This is a genomic window from Candidatus Competibacter denitrificans Run_A_D11, from assembly GCF_001051235.1.
GTDB classification, from domain to species: Bacteria; Pseudomonadota; Gammaproteobacteria; order Competibacterales; family Competibacteraceae; genus Competibacter_A; species Competibacter_A denitrificans.
Genome location: NZ_CBTJ020000020.1, coordinates 231,443 through 247,041, shown reverse-complemented (window position 1 = coordinate 247,041; position 15,599 = coordinate 231,443). Strand labels below are relative to the sequence as shown.

Annotated in this window: 14 protein-coding genes; 10 read left to right on the top strand and 4 right to left on the bottom strand. The window is 56.6% G+C overall.

What is annotated here, in order from left to right; all coding sequences use genetic code 11:
* Nucleotides 1–3: 3 nt before the first annotated feature.
* Nucleotides 4–138, bottom strand: coding sequence for a 50S ribosomal protein L34 (gene rpmH, locus BN873_RS03275; RefSeq protein ID WP_048670573.1), 135 nt, complete (start codon nt 136–138; stop codon nt 4–6).
* 183 nt (nt 139–321) lie between these two features.
* On the opposite strand from rpmH, the gene dnaA reads away from it, so the two are divergent.
* The 4 genes from dnaA (at nt 322) to gyrB (ending at nt 6,897) form a co-directional block, all read left to right on the top strand.
* A complete protein-coding gene (gene dnaA, locus BN873_RS03270) occupies nt 322–1,680 on the top strand; it encodes a chromosomal replication initiator protein DnaA (protein WP_048670571.1) in 1,359 nt (452 codons plus the stop codon).
* Nucleotides 1,681–2,244: 564 nt separating this feature from the next.
* Nucleotides 2,245–3,342, top strand: coding sequence for a DNA polymerase III subunit beta (dnaN, locus tag BN873_RS03265; RefSeq protein WP_048670569.1), 1,098 nt, complete (start codon nt 2,245–2,247; stop codon nt 3,340–3,342).
* 12 nt (nt 3,343–3,354) lie between these two features.
* Nucleotides 3,355–4,443, top strand: coding sequence for a DNA replication/repair protein RecF (gene recF / locus BN873_RS03260; protein WP_048670566.1), 1,089 nt, complete (start codon nt 3,355–3,357; stop codon nt 4,441–4,443).
* Between the two features lie 36 nt (nt 4,444–4,479).
* Nucleotides 4,480–6,897 (top strand): DNA topoisomerase (ATP-hydrolyzing) subunit B, encoded by a 2,418-nt coding sequence (gyrB, locus tag BN873_RS03255; RefSeq protein ID WP_048670563.1) that lies wholly within the window; start codon nt 4,480–4,482, stop codon nt 6,895–6,897.
* Nucleotides 6,898–6,948: 51 nt separating this feature from the next.
* Here gyrB and BN873_RS03250 read toward each other — a convergent pair whose 3' ends face one another.
* Nucleotides 6,949–7,815, bottom strand: a complete 867-nt coding sequence (locus BN873_RS03250) for a YicC/YloC family endoribonuclease (RefSeq protein WP_048670561.1) — start codon at nt 7,813–7,815, stop codon at nt 6,949–6,951.
* A 178-nt stretch (nt 7,816–7,993) separates the two neighbouring features.
* On the opposite strand from BN873_RS03250, the gene rph reads away from it, so the two are divergent.
* The 3 genes from rph to BN873_RS03235 all read left to right on the top strand — a co-directional run bounded on the left by rph (nt 7,994) and on the right by BN873_RS03235 (nt 10,315).
* On the top strand, nt 7,994–8,716 hold the full coding sequence (rph, locus tag BN873_RS03245; protein WP_048670559.1) for a ribonuclease PH: 723 nt from the start codon (nt 7,994–7,996) through the stop codon (nt 8,714–8,716).
* Between the two features lie 19 nt (nt 8,717–8,735).
* Nucleotides 8,736–9,350, top strand: a complete 615-nt coding sequence (rdgB, locus tag BN873_RS03240; protein ID WP_048670557.1) for an RdgB/HAM1 family non-canonical purine NTP pyrophosphatase — start codon at nt 8,736–8,738, stop codon at nt 9,348–9,350.
* An 80-nt stretch (nt 9,351–9,430) separates the two neighbouring features.
* Entirely contained in the window at nt 9,431–10,315 is an 885-nt protein-coding gene (locus BN873_RS03235; protein ID WP_048670555.1) for an alpha/beta fold hydrolase, read from the top strand.
* Nucleotides 10,316–10,354: 39 nt separating this feature from the next.
* Here the strand turns inward: BN873_RS03235 and BN873_RS03230 are convergent, their stop codons facing one another.
* Nucleotides 10,355–10,681: a DUF1840 domain-containing protein gene (locus tag BN873_RS03230; protein WP_048670554.1), complete on the bottom strand. Its 327-nt coding sequence runs from the start codon at nt 10,679–10,681 to the stop codon at nt 10,355–10,357.
* 324 nt (nt 10,682–11,005) lie between these two features.
* Here BN873_RS03230 and BN873_RS03225 point away from each other — a divergent pair, with 324 nt between their 5' ends.
* The gene (locus BN873_RS03225) at nt 11,006–12,556 is read left to right on the top strand and encodes an AarF/UbiB family protein (RefSeq protein WP_048670552.1); all 1,551 of its coding nucleotides are present in this window, start codon (nt 11,006–11,008) and stop codon (nt 12,554–12,556) included.
* Between the two features lie 39 nt (nt 12,557–12,595).
* On the opposite strand, the gene BN873_RS03220 is transcribed toward BN873_RS03225, so the two are convergent.
* On the bottom strand, nt 12,596–14,179 hold the full coding sequence (locus tag BN873_RS03220; protein ID WP_053085214.1) for an OpgD/OpgG family glucan biosynthesis protein: 1,584 nt from the start codon (nt 14,177–14,179) through the stop codon (nt 12,596–12,598).
* A 390-nt stretch (nt 14,180–14,569) separates the two neighbouring features.
* Between BN873_RS03220 and BN873_RS03215 the strand changes: the two genes are divergently transcribed.
* Both BN873_RS03215 and BN873_RS03210 read left to right on the top strand, forming a co-directional pair.
* Entirely contained in the window at nt 14,570–15,364 is a 795-nt protein-coding gene (locus BN873_RS03215; protein WP_048670550.1) for a nucleotidyltransferase domain-containing protein, read from the top strand.
* A gap of 17 nt (nt 15,365–15,381) precedes the next feature.
* Nucleotides 15,382–15,594: a hypothetical protein gene (locus BN873_RS03210; RefSeq protein ID WP_048670548.1), complete on the top strand. Its 213-nt coding sequence runs from the start codon at nt 15,382–15,384 to the stop codon at nt 15,592–15,594.
* Nucleotides 15,595–15,599: the final 5 nt, after the last annotated feature.

Sequence of the window (15,599 nt, the reverse complement as noted above, 5' to 3'; positions counted from 1 at the left end):
CGTTCAGGGTGCTAAACGAGCGCGACCCTTGGCGCGGCGCGCTTTGAGGACGAGGCGACCACCCTTGGTGGCCATCCGGGCGCGAAAACCGTGCGTGCGCTTGCGGTGAATGATACTGGGCTGGAACGTTCGCTTCATGGCGATTCCTTAAAACGGTGCGAGATGAAACAGATTGCGCTGTTTAATGAAAACGGCAAAATTACTGATTGAGAGGCAATTTTGTCAAGTGTTCTCAAAAATCTGTGCGCGCAGCGCTGTGGATAGATAGGCCTTAACCCATTAGACTGATTTATTTCTTCCCCATTGTAAGGAGGATCGTTGGTGGACCAAGCGTTGTGGAAATCTTGTCTGGAATGCCTGGAACGCGAACTGTCCGAGCAACAACTCAGCACTTGGATCAGACCGCTGCATGGTCGGCAGGAAGGCGATGCTCTACGGCTTCTTGCCCCAAATCGCTTTGTGCTCGATTGGGTCAAGAAGCACCATCTGGCACAAATTCAAGCGGTGCTGGAACGCATCAACCCGGAGCAGCCTACGCCGGTGCTCCTGGAAATCGGCAGTGGCGTGCTGATAGACGAAGCGGTGACGGAAAGCGCAGCAGAGCCTCTGGAGGAGGGGCCGGCTGCCCAACCCACTATCCATGGTGGCGAACTGCTGAAAAGCGGGATTCTCAACCCGGATTTCACCTTTGAGACCTTCGTTGAAGGCAACTCTAATCAGATTGCCCGCGCCGCCTGCCTGCAAGTCACCGAAAATCCCGGCCGAGCCTATAACCCCCTGTTCATCTACGGTGGCACCGGCTTGGGCAAGACTCATCTCATCCACGCGGTCGGCAACATGCTGCGCGAGCGCAATCCAGATGCGCAGATCGTTTTTCAAAACTGCGAGTATTTCGTTGCCGATATGGTGCGTTCGCTGCAACACAACGCCATCAATGAATTCAAACGCCGCTATCGATCCTTGGACGCCTTGCTGATCGATGACGTGCAGTTTCTGGCAGGCAAAGAGCGATCTCAGGAAGAATTTTTTTACACTTTCAATAGCTTATTGGAAAGTCGCCAACAAGTCATTCTAACGTGTGACCGCTATCCCAAAGAAGTCGCCGGACTGGAAGATCGACTGAAATCCCGCTTTGGCTCTGGACTGACCGTCGCTATCGAGCCACCAGAGCTGGAAACACGGGTTGCGATTCTCAAAAGCAAAGCCGAGCAGGCGCAGTTGGTGCTACCAGACGAGGTGGCTTTTTTCATCGCTCAGCGTATCCGCTCCAATGTCCGCGAGCTGGAAGGGGCGCTGCGGCGTGTCTATGCCAATGCCCAGTTCACCGGTAAAGCCATCACCCTGGGCTTTGCCAAGGAAGCGCTCAGCGATCTGCTGACCTTGCAAGATAAGCTGGTCACCATTGAGAACATTCAGAAGACCGTGGCTGATTACTACAAGATTCCTGTCAGCGATTTGCTGTCGAACAGTCGGTTACGCACCCTGTCACGACCCCGGCAAATGGCGATGGCCATAACCAAAGAACTTACCGCCCTGAGCCTGCCGGATATCGGTGAGGCGTTCGGTGGGCGCGATCACACCACTGTGCTACACGCCTGTCGTAAGATTCGTGAACTCCAGCATCGTGACCCAGATATTCGCGATGATTACACCAATCTGATTGGAACACTGACCAACTAGCGATATGGCCTGTGGATAAGTCCTGTGGATAAGTGGAATAACTTTTTGGCGAGATTTTTATGTCATATAATTGTCTATAAAATGTAAAAAATATTTAATAAAATAGAGGGGTTGAGAAATTAACCGTGTCAAAAACACACTTTTTTGCAAGATATTGGCTGTAGTTCGAAAAAGACCTAAAAATACCCTGTGGATAACTCTGTGGATAACTTTGCCATTTCTGTGGATAACTCACCAAAATCTGTGGATAACTGTGTGGATAACTTTTTGCCCCTAAAAAGTTATCCACAGGAAAACCGACTTATCCACATTTTATCCACAGACTTATCCACAGGAAAAAATCTTCCAATCCATTGAATCTATAAAAATAAAAAAAGTTATCCACAGAAAATCGGTTCCCTAATAATAATAATCTTTTATATATATAAGAAAAGATTTTTACTAATTAGGAAGAGCCGAGAAACCTAGGCTAACGGGAAGAAAAATTTTTTAACCCCTGGCTATAGTCAGGAATTAGTGGCCCTGGATCGAGGCTGCGGGCCTGCCAACGCAATGGGAGAATTCATGAAACTGGAAGCTAAGCGTGAGCATTTGCTCAAACCGCTCCAACAAGTGATTGGCGCGGTCGAACGCCGTCAAACCCTGCCGATCCTCAGTAACGTCCTGCTGTCAGCCACCGGACGTGAACTTACCTTGACCGCCACCGATCTGGAAGTAGAGCTATCGGTTCGCATCGAACTGCCGGTCGAGACACCGGGTGAAATCACGCTGCCCGCCCGGAAGCTGCACGACATTCTGCGGGCGTTGCCGGAGGATGCGACGGTGGTGCTCGGCGTGGAAGGGGAGAAGGCGGTCGTGCGCTGCGGCCGTAGCCGATTTACCCTGGTGACGTTGCCGGCTACCGATTTTCCCACCCTGGAAGATTTGCCATTCGACCAGGGGATTCCCCTGGCGCAGAGAACATTGCGCGGTTTGATCGAGCGCACGCACTTCGCCATGGCCCAGCAGGATGTGCGTTACTACCTGAACGGGTTGCTGCTGGAGGTGGGTTCGGGTACGTTGCGGGTCGTCGCTACCGACGGTCATCGGCTAGCCTTTCAGGAACTACCCATTGCGGTAGACGCCGAGCACCGCCAAGTGATCGTACCCCGCAAGGGGGTTTTGGAACTGATGCGGCTTTTAGCCGACAGCGAGGCCGAGGTGATGCTGGCGCTCGGCGCCAATCATATCCAGGCGGCCATGGGTGACATCCGGCTGACGTCCAAACTGATCGATGGCAAGTTCCCAGAGTATCAGCGGGTCATCCCACGCGATCCTGGCCGGACCATGATCGCTGATCGCATGGTATTGCGCGGTGCCTTGGCGCGGGCGGGTATCGTGCTGGACGATAAGACGCAAGGGATTCGCCTCCAGTTGGAAGACTGGACGCTCCGCGCACAAGCGCAAAACTCGGACCAAGAGGAAGCTGAGGAAGAAATCGAAATCAACTACAGCGGCGGTCCTCTGGAAATCGGTTTTAACGTCAGCTATCTGCTCGATGCATTGGGTGCGCTGGGTGGTGAACTGGCCAAGCTGTCTTTCAACGATGCTGGCAGTAGCTGCCTGATCGAGGAAAGCGAGGGCGGCAACAGCAAGCACGTCATCATGCCCATGCGGCTGTAAATCTCGCTGCGGATGCGGGTTGCCTCGCTTGACATCACCGGGTTTCGCAATCTGGAACGGCTTGTCCTACCGTGTGCTGCTCGCCTGAATCTGGTGATCGGCCCGAATGCTTCCGGCAAGACCAGCCTGCTGGAAGCATTGTATTTTCTGGGGCGCGGACGCTCGTTTCGCGCCCGGCAGCCGCGTGAATTGATCGGGACCAACGCTGAATTCTTCCGAATTGTGGCGATGATGGCCAGCGGTAACGGGCGGCGAATTCCGGTTGGCATTGAGCGGACACCGCGTGAGTTGAGTGCCCGTGTCGATGGGGTGCCAACCCATTCGTTGGCCGATCTGGCTCGACAAGTGCCGGTTTTGCTGTTGAATCCCGATAGTCACCGCTTGCTCGAAGAGGGTCCGCAAGTACGGCGCCGCTTCATGGATTGGGGGCTTTTCCACGCCGAGGCCACGTTTCTCGAAAGCTGGCGCCGCTACGCTGCGGCCTTGCGCCATCGCAATGCCGCCTTACGCGCTGGTTCCCCTGATCGGGTGGTGGCTGCCTGGGACGGTGAATTGACCGTGGCAGCTACGATTCTCGACCGGCTGCGCGAAGCCTTCTGTAAGGCGCTAGAAGGGGCCTTACAGCCCCTGGTGGATTCGACCCTTCTGCTAGGGAGGGTTAGGGTCGATTATCGCCGTGGCTGGCCTCTAGAGCCGTCTGAGCGGCATTTGGTGGAGTGGTTGCAGGCCAGTCGTCAGCAAGATCGCCAACAGGGCCATACTCGGCTTGGCCCGCATCGGGCGGATTTCCGCATTCAGATCGCCGGACGCTCGCCAGCTGAGGCGCTGTCGCGTGGTCAGCAAAAGCTGCTGATCATCGCCTTGCTATTGGCACAAGCCGAACTGTATCGACGCCACGCCGGGGATGCCTGCATCCTGTTGATCGATGATTTGCCGGCAGAACTTGATCCTGGCAACCGGCTACGGGTGATGGGAGCTTTAGCAGCGCTGGATAGCCAGCTATTTGTCACGGCGATAGAACCTAGCTTGCTGGATGCCGCCGCTTGGAGCGAGGCGCGGACGTTTCATCTTGCCCACGGCACCTTAGGTGAAATGGTATAATCCCACTCCTTACTGCGGATTTTGGAAGCGAGCTTTATGAACGATTCGTCTTACACCTCGTCAAGCATCACAGTCCTGGAAGGGCTGGACGCGGTACGCAAGCGGCCTGGCATGTACATCGGCGACACCGATGACGGGACCGGCCTGCACCACATGGTTTTCGAAGTGGTGGACAACTCCATCGACGAGGCGCTGGCCGGTTACTGCACCGAAATCAACGTCATTATCCACCCCGACGAGTCGGTCACTGTGACGGACAACGGCCGTGGTATTCCCACTGACGAGCATTCCAAGGGCCGCTCTGCCGCCGAGGTCATCATGACCGTGCTGCACGCTGGCGGCAAATTCGACGACCGTTCGTATAAGGTCTCTGGCGGTTTGCATGGGGTCGGTGTCTCGGTGGTAAACGCGCTGTCGGAGTATTTGCAGCTCACCATCCATCGGGACGGCAAACTTCACCGGCAGGAGTATCGGCTCGGTGATCCGCAGGCACCATTGCGCGCGGTCGGTGAGACTGAGAACACCGGTACTGAAATCCGTTTCAAGCCCAGTGCCACCATTTTCACGAACATCGACTTTCATTACGACGTGCTGGCTAAGCGCCTGCGTGAGCTGTCGTTTCTGAATTCCGGGGTTTGTATCCGCCTGTCTGATGAGCGTAGCGGAAAGGAGGACGTGTTCGAATATCAGGGAGGAATCAAAGCGTTTGTCGAGCACCTAAACCGCAACAAAACCCCACTGCACGACAACGTGTTCTACCTGAACACCGCTCGCGATGAGATTCAGGTCGAACTGGCAATGCAATGGAACGATTCTTATCAAGAAAATGTGTTCTGTTTTACCAACAATATTCCACAGCGCGATGGCGGTGCCCACCTGGCCGGTTTGCGCGGCGCCCTGACTCGCACTCTCAATCAGTACATGGATGCGGAGGGGATTCTTAAGAAAGCCAAGGTGGAAACCAGCGGCGATGACGCCCGCGAGGGCTTGACCGCGGTGTTATCGGTGAAGCTACACGATCCTAAGTTTTCGTCCCAGACCAAGGACAAGCTGGTGTCCTCCGAGGTCAAACCCGCCGTTGAAGGGATAGTAGCCGAGAAGTTACAGGAATTTCTGCTGGAGAATCCCAGCGAAGCTAAAGCCATCACCGGCAAGATCATCGACGCCGCCCGCGCCCGCGAAGCCGCCCGTCGCGCCCGTGAAATGACCCGCCGCAAGGGGGCGCTGGATATTGCCGGTTTACCAGGCAAGTTGGCGGATTGTCAGGAGAAAGATCCGTCCTTGTCTGAGCTGTTTCTGGTGGAAGGTGATTCTGCCGGCGGTTCGGCCAAGCAGGGTCGTGACCGGCGTTTTCAGGCAATCCTGCCCTTGAAGGGCAAAATCTTGAATGTGGAGAAGGCCCGTTTCGACAAAATGTTGGCCTCGGTCGAGGTTGGCACACTGATTACGGCGCTGGGCTGCGGGATCGGCCGGGAGGAGTTTAATCCCGACAAGTTGCGTTATTTCCGGGTCATTCTAATGACGGATGCCGATGTCGATGGCTCGCATATCCGTACCCTTTTGTTGACGTTTTTCTATCGGCAGATGCCAGAGCTGATTGAGCGAGGCCATATCTACATCGCCCAACCCCCGCTGTACAAGATCAAGAAAGGTAAACAGGACAGCTATGTCAAGGACGATACAGAGCTGTCTGAAAACCTGTTGCAAGCGGCATTGGATGGGGCGCTATTGGTTCCTAAGAGCAGAGCCGATGAGCCGATCAAGGGAGCAGCACTGGAGGAATTAGCGCGCGATTACATGGCTGCTACGGCAGTCATCCAGCGTTTATCGCGGCGTTACGATAGCGTTTTGCTCGAACAGTTGATCTACCTTCCAACATTGGAAGGTCGTCAGTTGCGTGGGGATGGCGGGTTTCCGGGCGGTTGGGTCGAAACCTTGATCGACCGTCTGAACGTGGGTTCGGGGGAGCGTCCTGTTTATCGCGCTATCGTCGAAGCGCGCGCGGAAGGTGAGGCGGTTAGCTTGGTCATCAGCCGCCGCACGCATGGTTTGGATCGGCAGTTCCGGCTCTCCGCCGAGTTTTTCGGCTCGACCGAATATGCGAAGTTGGCCGGCCTCGGCTCACGTTTGAGCGGTTTGTTCGACAGCGGGCTGGAGGTAAGGCGCGGTGAGCGCACGCGGGTCGTGCGTCATCTTCGCGAAACCATGGATTGGTTGCTGGAGGAAGCCAAGCGCGGTCAGCATATTCAACGCTATAAGGGGTTGGGTGAAATGAACCCGGATCAACTGTGGGAAACCACCATGAACCCAGCGACCCGCCGCTTGTTACAAGTCCGCATTGAAGATGCTATCGCCGCCGACGAAATCTTCACCACCCTGATGGGTGATCAGGTAGAACCTCGGCGGAATTTCATCGCTCAGAATGCGCTCGAAGTGCTCAACCTTGATGTTTGAAAGCCTTGGAGCGAGCGACCCAGATCGAGAAATCCCCAGCCGGGCAAAAAGCTATTCGATGTTCTGGATCTGTTCGCGCATCTGCTCGATTAGGACTTTCAGTTCCACTGCTGCGCGGGTGGTTTCGGTGTCAGCGGATTTCGAAGATAAGGTGTTCGCTTCACGATTGAGTTCCTGCATCAGAAAATCCAACCGGCGACCCACCGGGTCGGGTCGAACGAAAACCGCCTGAATTTCATCGAGATGAGCGTCGAGCCGGTCGAGTTCCTCCTCCACATCCAGGCGCTGAGCGATCAAGACCAGTTCCTGTTCCAGGCGGCCCGGATCGGCATCGGCCGAAATATCCGCCAGGCGGGTTAACAGTTTGTCGCGCCAACGGGCTTGGACTTCGGGCCGGCGCACTCGCACTCGCTGAACTTGCGCCCGGATCGCTTCGCAGCGTTGTTGGAGCTGTTCGGCGGTGCGCTGGCCTTCCCGTTCGCGGGTGGCAATCAGTTCTCGTAAAGCCGCGTCGAGGCAACCGAGAATTGCCAGTTGCATGTCGTCCAAATCCGGCTCGGCTTCATTGACCACACCTGGCCAGCGCAAGACATCACCCAACCGCAAACCGGTCCCAGGCCCAATCATGTGTTCCACTTCACCGGCAATTTCGAGCAGCCGCTCGACCAGCGGTTGGTTCAGCGTGATGGCGGTCAGCGGTGCGCCGGCGGTTTGCAGTTTGAGTGTGCATTCCACTTTGCCTCGACCCAGCGCGGCGGCGACTCGCTCACGAACCGGCGCTTCCAGACCACGCAACGCCTCTGGCAGACGCAAGGTCATTTCCAGATAGCGGTGGTTCACCGAGCGCAACTCCCAGATGATCGTACCCCAGACACTGGGTTGGTCCTGGCGGGCGAAAGCGGTCATGCTGCGTAACATTAGGCTAACCTCTTGTGGGTGGTTTTTTTATCTTAGGCTGAAATAGCCATTTTGCGTCGGATGTGACCATTTTTCTCTGAGCGCCTGATCGGCTACGACCAGATTAGGCTAGGTCAACTGACCTGTTCTGCTATAGTGCCGCTCCCAAAACTTGTCACACTCTTTAGGAAATCTGTCTATGCGTCCCAGCGCCCGTGCTCCCGCCGAACTGCGCCCGATTCGGATCACCCGGCAATTCACCAAGCACGCTGAAGGCTCGGTATTAGTGGAATTCGGTGATACCAGGGTGCTCTGCACCGCCAGCGTCGAAGAGCGAGTACCACCGTTTCTCAAAGGTAAGGGCCGGGGCTGGGTGACTGCCGAATATGGCATGTTGCCGCGTGCTACCCACACTCGGATGCAGCGTGAGGCCAGCCGGGGTCGGCAAGATGGGCGGACGATGGAAATCCAACGGCTGATCGGCCGGGCATTGCGGGCAGTCATGGATTTGGAGGCTCTAGGCGAGCGTACCATCACCCTCGATTGTGATGTGATTCAAGCGGATGGCGGCACCCGAACCGCTGCTATCACCGGCAGCTTCGTGGCGCTGGCCGATGCGATGCGTTATCTGGTGGGTAAGAAATCGGTCAAGAAAAGCCCCTTGCATGGTCAAGTCGCTTCGGTCTCGGTGGGTATCTATCGAGGGGTGCCGGTGCTGGACTTGGATTATGCGGAAGACTCCGAAGCAGAGACCGATATGAATGTGGTGATGAATGACGCGGGTGCGTTTATTGAAATTCAGGGAACCGCCGAAGGTCACGCATTCCGCATGGAAGAATTGCAGGCCATGCTGGCGTTGGCGCGCAGCGGAATCGAGGATCTGCTCAGAAAGCAGCGGGACGCGTTAGGTTTGGTTGGCTAAATTTGGCAGGAAATTTGCAATGCGTCATCTTGTTTTAGCAACCGGCAATCCCGGTAAAGTTCGTGAATTTGCTGCTGTGTTGGCTGGTTTTGCCTTCGAGATTGTGCCGCAATCGAGGTTTGGGGTGCCAGAAGCTGAAGAAACCGGTTTGACCTTTATCGAAAACGCCCTGCTCAAGGCCCGCAATGCCGCCCAGCATACCGGCTTACCGGCGTTGGCTGACGATTCGGGATTAGCGGTGGACGCGCTCGGCGGTGCACCGGGTATTTATTCGGCTCGTTATGCCGGTCCTGGGGCCGGCGATCAGGCTAACATCGCTAAATTATTGAAGGAATTGGATGGTGTATCGGCAGAACGGCGTACCGGGCGCTTCGTCTGTGCGCTGGCTTTGTTGCACCATCCCGCCGATCCGACCCCGCTGATTTGCCAGGCCAGCTGGGAAGGGGTGATTTTGACCGAGCCGCGCGGCACCCACGGCTTCGGTTACGATCCGGTTTTTTTCGTACCTGATCAGAACCGGACGTCTGCTGAGCTTGATCCGGCCTGCAAAAATCGGCTTAGCCATCGCGGTCGAGCCTTGGTTGAGCTGGTGCGTTTGCTAAGGTTGGATTCGGTGCCGCTTGCCAGTCAGTAACGGGGCGCACCGTTGGGCGATGGTCGATCCATTGATCGGCCATGAGTTTGTTGGATGATTTAATAGAGAGATGACAAACCATGAATAGCTATCTGATCCATCGATGTTTAAAACAAATCCTTGTCGCTTTCCTTCTGGCGGCTTCGTGGGCCGTGGCGTGGGCCGATCCTGATTTTAGAACGATCAATCTGGAGACCGGGGTCAAGCTGCGCTATGTCGATACCGGCCCGCGTAATGGCCAACCGATCATTTTTCTCCACGGCGCCACCGATTCCAGTCATTCCTGGTCGATGACCACGCCGTTTTTGAGCGACAGCTACCGCATCCTGGCGCTTGACCAGCGCGGTCACGGTGATTCTGAAAAACCGCCTTTCGGCTACAATATTACCCAATATGCCGATGACGTAATCGCTTTCATGAATAAATTACGCATTCAGCAAGCGGTCATCGTTGGTCATTCGATGGGCAGTTTCATCGCCCACCAGGTCGCCTCTGCGTATCCGAATCGGGTCAGCAAGCTGGTGCTGATCGGTTCGGCAAAGACTGGCGTCGGCAACCCGGTGATTACCAGCTTGTGGGAAGATCCGGTTGGCTTGCCAAGTTTTCAAGATCCCATCGATCCTGAATTTATCCGGTCTTGGCAGACCGGCCCCAACCCGGTCGATCCGGTTTTCTTTGAGAAAGTTCTCTCCGAAACTGCCAAGGTGCCGGCGCTGGTGTGGAAGGGTATCTTCCGTATGTTGCTATCCGATGACCATAGCTATTTTCTTAAGGCCATCACGGCACCGGTATTGGTGATTTGGGGTGATCTTGATGTGATCTTCAGCAGGGCCGACCAAGACGCTCTATTGGCTGCGTTGCCCCCCGGCGCGCAATTGATGGTCTTCTCTGGTGCAGGCCACAACACGCATTGGGAACAACCGCAGGCTGTAGCGCTTGCAATTCGCACCTTCCTTGCCCCCTGATAGGCCGATCTTGCTCGGGCATTGCGTGCCCGAGCTGGCTTATTGCTGATCCCACATCACATCAGCTTGCACGGCAACGGCAGCTTCCAGCAGTTCAAGCAACGGCAAGGCCCGATGGCTCAAATCGACTGGACGTTCAGCCGGTTCGTCATCGTTGTCATCCTTCGCGGGTGGCGGCGCGGCTGGCTTAGCCGCTTTATGGGCGCTGATCGCTGCCTTTAAACACGCTAATGCCGCCGGCACATCCTTAGCTACGATAGCACTTGGTACAGTTCCGCTGTGACCCATCATTTTTAGTAGTTCAATGGCGACATCGCCGAACATCATGATGTCGGGATGCTCTTTGGTCCGAAAGGTAACGATCATTAAGAATCTCCTCGGTGAGTTGCACACTCAGGTCAACCGGAAATCAAAGCGGGTTATCCGAATCGGGTGATCTGTTCATCAACAATGAACTTCGGTTTGAAACCTCCTCCTTCCGGGGGATAATCGTACATGGCAGAGGCGTAACCTCTGCCATGCTGTTTCACCCGGTCACGGGTGCGGATTGAAACACCCTAGACCAGTGAATATCCGCAAAATATCTGGCGTAGTATACGCTTCGGCTCTAGCGAAAGTATTCTTTAAAGCTCATACATTAGAATTACTTATGATGATTTTTCTCGCATCACGATCCTCTCTTGATAAGTCGTGTCGCTCATTGGCGCCGATTCTGAAAAAGGCACGGCTATGATCGACTTGATGGATGGAATGGGCGGCCCAGCGCTTGCGGAAGCGCTGGGGCTGGCGGATATCGTCCCTGAGGCTCATGCCGCTTATCGTCCGCTGGTGGTGGACGGGATGCTGTTTTTTCTGGAGCGCCTGACGCCCGCTCGCCTGGAGGCTATTGTTGCCGAACAGCTCGGTTTGCCACCGACCACGCACCCGACCCGCCGCTTGGGCCTGTTGTTTCGTCGCTGCCCGACCCTGCACAAACTAGGTCAGATGTTGGCGCGGGATCGACGGCTGGCGCCCGAATTGCGCGCGAATTTGCAAGAACTCGAATCGCTCGAACCGACAACGCCGCTGGCGGACATCATTGCCCTCATCCGGCGGGAATGGAGCCAGGTTGCAGGGCTTGATATCGGCACAGTAGCGCTTGCCGAGGCCAGTGTTGCGGTCGTAGTGCCGTTTACCTGGCGCGAAACTGGTACTTCCGAGCCGTGCCAGGGTGTCTTCAAGGTGCTAAGACCCGGCGTTGAGGAGCAATTGCACGAGGAGCTTGCAATCTGGTCGGCGCTGGGGGCTTTTCTGGAAACGCGCTGTGCGGAGCTGGGCTTGCCGGTGCTGGATTATCGCAACACGCTCGACAGCATTCGCAAGTTGCTGGCGCGGGAAGTTCAGCTTGACCATGAACAGGTTCACCTGGCGCGCGCGGCGACGTTTCACGCCGATTCACCGGGTGTGGTCATCCCGCGACTGTTGCCATTTTGCACGCCGCGCATGACCGCTATGGAGCGGATCGACGGTTGTAAAGTCACCGATTCCAAATTGCCCCCTGACCAGCGCCAGCGATTGGCGAAAACGTTAATCGAAGCCTTGATCGCCAAGCCGTTCTGGCATCCCGCCCCCGGTGCTGCCGTATTTCACGCCGATCCGCACGCCGGCAATCTGTTTGTCACCTCGGATGGGCGGCCAGCAATCCTGGATTGGGCGCTGGTCACTATTTTGAGCAAGGCGCAGTGCGTAGCCGTGGTGCAGGCAGTGGCCGGGGCGTTAACTCAGGACGAAAACGCGACCATGGAGGCCATCACAGTGCTGGGGCGGCCGTCCGATCCTGCTATGTTGCGCGCCGCTGTTGTGGCTGGTTTGCGTCAGGTGCGGCATGGCACTTTTCCAGGGTTTAACTGGCTGATGGGGCTGCTGGACGGGCTGGGTACGGCCGGTGCGATTCAGTTTCCCGAAGAGCTGACGCTGTTTCGTAAAACCCTGCTCACCCTCAGCGGTGTGCTGGATGATGTGGCGGGACAGACCGCCATCGACCAAGTGCTGCTGCGAACAGGGCTGATCCAATGCTGCCGAGAACTGGCGGCGCGAGGGCTGGCGCCCTTCGAGTCCCGCGCGTTCGGTACCCATCTGTCCAATGCTGACTGGTTCCGGTTGTGGGCAGGGCTGCCAGTGACGGCCATCCGCTATTGGACCGAACTGTGGCGGGACGCGCTTGGAACGGGTGACCTGGCGCTGGAAAACAGTGGGCCTTGAACGGCAGGTGCTTTAGGCTAGGGGCTAGCGAAACACCCGTCAACTCGCTGAAGCGCGTGGAATGAACTGGTACAGCCAGGTTTCCGAAAGCGCCTGATCGCCCAGCCGCAAATAGGCACGCAGGTCGATGGGTTCTCCGCCTTCCAGCTCAATCTCGAAATCTGCCCGCCAGCGGCGGGTGCCGGCCACCTGAAAGGCGCCGGGACTGCGCAAGCTGCCGCGCGTGCTACTGACCATCAATTGCACCGGCGCTTTTTGGTCGAGCTGTTCCAGTGGCCCACCGGCGAAGTCAATGGCGAACCAAATGCGGTGGGCGGGTCGTGGTGTGGTTTTGGGAATGGACCGCCAGCTAAGGCGAGTGGCGATCACTCGGCTGCGCGGTGGCGAATACGGCTCATCAGCGACCCAATGCAAGCGGTATTTGAAGGTCCGGCTGGTTCCCGCGCGTACCGGTTCTCGTGGTACCCAGCAGGCAACCAAGTTGTCGTTGGCTTCGTAATCGGTGGGAATTTCGATCAGTTGCACCGATCCCTCGCCCCAAGGGTCCAACGGTTCCACCCACAGGGTAGGTCGCCGCTCATAAAATACCCGATCATCCTGGTAGTTTTCGAAGTTCCGATCCCGCTGCGCCAGGCCGAACCCCTTCGGATCACGGTCAACGAAAGCGCTGGTCTGAAGAAAGGGTGGATTGTTGATTGGCCGCCAGATTCGCTCCCCGGCGCCGGTCCACAACGCCAAGCCGTCGCTATCATGCACTTCCGGGCGCCAGTCCCAGCTTGGTTGGTGGTTGCTCTCAGAGAACCAGTACATGCTGGTCAGCGGAGCGACACCCAGGCGCTGGACATCTTTGCGAAAGAAAAGGGCTGCCTCAACTTCCATAATGACGCGACCGTGGCGGATCGCCTGAATGCGATAGGCACCGGTAACGCTAGGACCATCGAGCAGGGCATAGATCATCACGGCCTGGGGATCGGCGATCGGTTCCAGCCAGAATTGGCTAAAGCGCGGAAATTCCTCCGCCGTCGGTAAACCGGTATCAATGGCAATTCCACGCGCTGAAATCCCGTACTGATCCAGTTCACCGGCGCTGCGAAAATAAGAGGCCCCCAAAAATGCCAGCCAGTCACGCTCCTCGGTCGGCGCGTGCATCAGCCGGAAACCGGCAAACCCCATGTCGTCCGGCAAGTCTGCCGCGTACTCGGCCTCCCCGAACGTGAATAACCGTGATGAGTAAAGGGCTTCGCGCGCTTCACCCTCTCGCACGATGTGGATTTTGACCGGTGAAGGAAATAGACGGCCCAAATGGAAGAAGCGAACCGGATAGGGGCCATCACCCGCCCGCCAGAGTGCCGCTTCTGGCCGGTACTGGATCTCCAGGTGGGCATCGTAGTCGATTCTATCCACCACCTTGGCGTGCGGCAGCGGGGGAGACTGATACGGCTGAGTCGCCAGTTGCTGGGCCTGTTGGCGCAATCCATCAAAGCTAAATGGCTGGGCCGGTCCCAGGCGCAGATCAACCGACGACTTCTGGTCTGCCAGAGCGTATCGATCCAATACCGAAAGCCAAGGCGCGAGCAGGGTGCTTGTCAGAAAGGAACGGCGGGTGATAGAGCGCTTGAACATAGCGAAGTGGCCCCATTTGAGCGGACAAAGAGCAAGACGATCCGAGAGGTCGATGATAGCTCACGGTGCGCTCTCGTGACAGATATCCCCTGGCAGTTGGGGTTTGTGGTCCACGGGTAGCCCGAACTACGCATTTGTGAGCGGTGGACGTTCACCAGCCATGTGCCAGTTCTCCTTGCTAAAATACTGGATAACACGGTCCGAAGCTGCCGCAATACTCTTGGCGTTACGACCGAACTGGCTAAAAGATCGCCGGAATATCTGGCTTATTTGATCCTCCATGAGGGTTGGTTGTTGCTCGACCGGTAGCGACGTAGAGAGGTGCTGAACCAATACCGGTACGGTGCGAGAATTGGGGCTATTGATTGAGCAAGATGGATTAAAAACGCTATGCCGGAACATTCCCTTGAAGTGGATTCGACCAGATCGGCCATTCTGGAGCGCTTGAGCGCTATCGAACAACGCGAAGCGGTGCGAATTTTATACGCCTGCGAATCCGGTAGCCGGGCCTGGGGCTTCGCCTCGCCGGATAGCGATTACGATGTCCGTTTTATCTACGTTCATCCGCGCGATTGGTATTTGAGCATCAACGTCGAACGTCGCCGCGATGTCATTGAACGACCGATAGAAGAGCTGCTGGACATCAACGGCTGGGATTTACGCAAAGCGTTGCATCTGATGTACAAATCCAATCCGCCGCTGTTTGAATGGCTGCATTCGCCCCTGGTTTACCGCGAACAGCCGGGATTTCGGCAAGCCATGCTGGCGTTGACGCCCACCTACTATTCACCGCGTGGCTGTGCCTGGCACTATCTGCACATGGCGCGCGGTAATCAACGGGACTATTTGCGCGGCGATCCGGTGCGCTTGAAGAAATATCTTTACGTGTTGCGACCTTTGCTGGCGGTTCGCTGGCTGGAAGGCGGACGCGGGGTGGTGCCGATGCCGTTTAGCGATCTGGTGGAAACGCTGGTGCCGCCGGGTGAGTTGCGCGATGCTATCGATCAATTGTTGGCCGCCAAGCAAGGCGGTGCTGAACTGGCATGGGGGCCACGAATTCCGGCCTTGAGCGACTGGATTCGTGCAGAACTGGCGCGGCTGGAGGCTGGTCCGGCGTTAGCAGCCACCGCAAATCCTGATCCGGCTTTGCTGGATCGCACATTTCGAGCTTGGCTTGATGCGTAACAGTGAGGAGCCTGTTGATGAGTGATAGTTCCGAACAAACATCCCGATCCGACGCGGCCTCCAACCCAGCGACTTGTCCTACCCGTGTGCCGCGAACCGCCCAAGCGCGCTTGCTGCTCCATGATGCCGAAGTTGATGCTCCGTTTATGGCGGTACTGAATGAGGCGTTGCCGGATGAAGCGGCCCGCCTGGCCTATTTGAATCATTTAGGCTGGCAGGCGCGCACCTGACAGGC

What these genes read in the sequence shown, in the direction of transcription:
- rpmH (WP_048670573.1), bottom strand. Translation starts at nt 138, where the DNA reads ATGAAGCGAACGTTCCAGCCCAGTATCATTCACCGCAAGCGCACGCAC.
- dnaN (WP_048670569.1), top strand. Translation starts at nt 2,245, where the DNA reads ATGAAACTGGAAGCTAAGCGTGAGCATTTGCTCAAACCGCTCCAACAA.
- recF (WP_048670566.1), top strand. Translation starts at nt 3,355, where the DNA reads ATGCGGGTTGCCTCGCTTGACATCACCGGGTTTCGCAATCTGGAACGG.
- gyrB (WP_048670563.1), top strand. Translation starts at nt 4,480, where the DNA reads ATGAACGATTCGTCTTACACCTCGTCAAGCATCACAGTCCTGGAAGGG.
- BN873_RS03250 (WP_048670561.1), bottom strand. Translation starts at nt 7,815, where the DNA reads ATGTTACGCAGCATGACCGCTTTCGCCCGCCAGGACCAACCCAGTGTC.
- rph (WP_048670559.1), top strand. Translation starts at nt 7,994, where the DNA reads ATGCGTCCCAGCGCCCGTGCTCCCGCCGAACTGCGCCCGATTCGGATC.
- rdgB (WP_048670557.1), top strand. Translation starts at nt 8,736, where the DNA reads ATGCGTCATCTTGTTTTAGCAACCGGCAATCCCGGTAAAGTTCGTGAA.
- BN873_RS03235 (WP_048670555.1), top strand. Translation starts at nt 9,431, where the DNA reads ATGAATAGCTATCTGATCCATCGATGTTTAAAACAAATCCTTGTCGCT.
- BN873_RS03230 (WP_048670554.1), bottom strand. Translation starts at nt 10,681, where the DNA reads ATGATCGTTACCTTTCGGACCAAAGAGCATCCCGACATCATGATGTTC.
- BN873_RS03220 (WP_053085214.1), bottom strand. Translation starts at nt 14,179, where the DNA reads ATGTTCAAGCGCTCTATCACCCGCCGTTCCTTTCTGACAAGCACCCTG.
- BN873_RS03215 (WP_048670550.1), top strand. Translation starts at nt 14,570, where the DNA reads ATGCCGGAACATTCCCTTGAAGTGGATTCGACCAGATCGGCCATTCTG.
- BN873_RS03210 (WP_048670548.1), top strand. Translation starts at nt 15,382, where the DNA reads ATGAGTGATAGTTCCGAACAAACATCCCGATCCGACGCGGCCTCCAAC.